Here is a 2556-nt window from a genome sequence, read left to right as displayed (position 1 = left end):
CAGTCGGGTTTTCAGTACAGATGCCGAGACGAAAGTTGTCAATGTTACGGTTACATCTGTGCCGCAAGAAATTCCGCTTACAACAACCCTGCTTCAAAATTATCCGAACCCGTTTAATCCTTCCACGACAATTGAATATTCATTAAGTGCTACAAGCAAAGTGAAGCTGGAGGTTTATGATTTACTCGGAAGACTTGTGGAAAGGATTGCGGACAAAGTGGAATCTGCCGGTACAAAAAGAATTGTATGGAGCGCTAAAAATCTTTCCGGCGGCATGTACATAATAAAAATGGCGGCTGTTGACGGAAACGGCGGTAGTTACATGTCTTTCAAAAAACTATTACTTCTAAAATAGAAAGCGTAAAAAGGAAACTCGAAACAAAAAAGCTTGTTAATAAAATACCGTTGTGAATTGAAAAAATATTTTTGTCTTGCTGGTTTGTGTATTTGCTTATTTCAGAATCCGATTCTGCCGCAGAGTCTTACCAACGACGGCTGGTCCGCACAAATTTTCTACATATCAGAGGCAACGATAAACGTTTACGAAACTCCTTCCGCCGAGGCAAAGGTTACCGGGCATTACATGTATCTTGAAAAAGTTTTAGTGTTAATCAACTACGGCAACTCGGGACGGTTTGTTGATTCGGCGGGAAAGTTCGGCTGGCAAAAAATTCTTTATCCTAAAAAAGGTTATGTGGAAGAGAAATTTCTAATCACCACTCAAAAGAAATTAGAAATAGATAAAAAGTATGGATACAAAGAAGAGATCGATACCGACGGCTGGCAATATGAATTTAGATTTTGCAACAAGAATTATTCGTTTGTTAAAGGACTTCCCAGTTATCAATCGCAAAACGTTGGCATCGTAATCAATGGAGAAAAAGTTTTGACAATTGCCGATGAGATTAACAACAATAAAGTGTGGACAAAAATACTTTACCCGTTTGACGGTTATATTCTTTCACAAGACATTCTTGCAGACGTGGGAGATTTTTACGTCGACGTTGGCGGTCTATACGGCGTTTCCCAAACTCCATACGAAAAGAATTTTAAAAATTATAAAAATCCGTTGGGAGGATTTTTAGAGTTCTCAAAAACAAATTGGCGGCTAGGTTTTAGAGTTGGATACAACCACTCCGAGTCAAATATTTCCACTTACCTATTGAAGACAAATCTTATCTACTTTCAGGTTCGTTACAACATACTAAACGTGTTCAATAATCATTTAAGTGCATACGCTGTTGCCGGCGGATGCTACTGGTTCTCAAGTTTTCAAAACACAAAATACCCTGTGCTAGCTTCTTACTTCCCGCTGGAAAAAGACCGCGGACCCGGATACCTGGCAGGCGGAGGATTAACGTACACGCTTTATAATTTTTTTATAGACGTTCAATATTTCTTTTTCGGTTCAAGGATGGCTGTCTTCGGAAAGGAACCTTTGCCCGGCGAGTTTACCAATCAATACAAATTATATCCGGGTTCGAATCAAGTAAATGTAATGTTTGGATATAGATGGATTTTTTAGGAACACAATTATGAACACAGAGAGCAAACTATCAGCGCGTGCAAAGAAAGTTGTAGCTTTTGTTTTTGTCATTGTCATATCGTTTTGGGTTGGATGCACGAAAGAAAATTTTGTTGAACCCGTTGATCCGTTTGTAGATCAAGAGCTCGTTGCAAATCCGGAAGTGTTCACTGTTGGCGAAGGCAGCAATGCTTTGAAAATAAAAACCAATCCAGCTAACGTAGTTACTACGGAGAACGGAGTAAGGATAAAGGGAAGCATCTTCGTGGAAAATTCAAAATATGGAGATATGCCTTTATCCACTGGCGATTTCGAGCTGGTTAAAACCGGCACGAACAATTTCTATTCAAATATAACCGGCTTCTCAAAAGTTGAACTGCCTAACGAAGGACTTCTGAAAAATTTGCAGATGATTGGAATGCCTGTTTCCGCTTTGGGTTTTAAAAAAGGAAGCGAGTTTGATACCGGCGCTTTCAACTGGCCCGTAAATCCAAATCATTATTATTTTTATTACGAGAACAACGACGCTAATCCTTTTCAAGCCGAGGTAACAAAATCTTCTTTTAAAAACATTAAGAAGATTGCCATCGATCCTACCGATCCATTTACATTTTTCACTTGCGATTTTACCGGAACAAAACTCGGAGATCTTTCTGATGTTGGACTTGCAGTATCAACTCAAGGTTTAATTCCTTTTGTACCTCTGGTTCCGTTCGGCGGCATAAAGGGTTTCAACGGCAATTTCTATTTTACCGGAACAATTCCATTGAAATCTTATCCGATCGCATTCACGGGGGAAGCATGCCTTGCCTTCAACTCCGGCGATCCTAACGGCATTAAGAATTTCTTTTCGGGTAATGAAACAAATTTCAAGCTCGGGTTAAACGGCGAAGCAACTTTCGATAACACCGCTCTCGATTGGCTGAATGTGAAAGTTGTGTTGGGGCAAGCAACTTTGGTTCTAGGCGTAAAGCAATCCGGCGATACTGAAATTCAATTTGCGGGCGTTAGAGAATTCCCTCCATCGAAGC

The 2556-nt window shown here is 40.0% G+C and carries 3 protein-coding genes; all 3 read left to right on the top strand.

The window, feature by feature from the left end:
* Positions 1–355: T9SS type A sorting domain-containing protein (locus tag ACYC56_RS15155; RefSeq protein WP_461375006.1), on the top strand; the 355-nt coding region annotated here is incomplete at its 5' end.
* Between the two features lie 57 nt (positions 356–412).
* A complete protein-coding gene (locus ACYC56_RS15150) occupies positions 413–1525 on the top strand; it encodes a hypothetical protein (RefSeq protein ID WP_461375005.1) in 1113 nt (370 codons plus the stop codon).
* A 10-nt stretch (positions 1526–1535) separates the two neighbouring features.
* Positions 1536–2556 (top strand): hypothetical protein (locus tag ACYC56_RS15145; protein ID WP_461375004.1); only part of this gene is annotated, 1021 nt, incomplete at its 3' end.

It is taken from the genome of Candidatus Aquicultor sp. (assembly GCF_054640775.1).
This window is presented reverse-complemented; position numbering and strand designations above follow the sequence as displayed.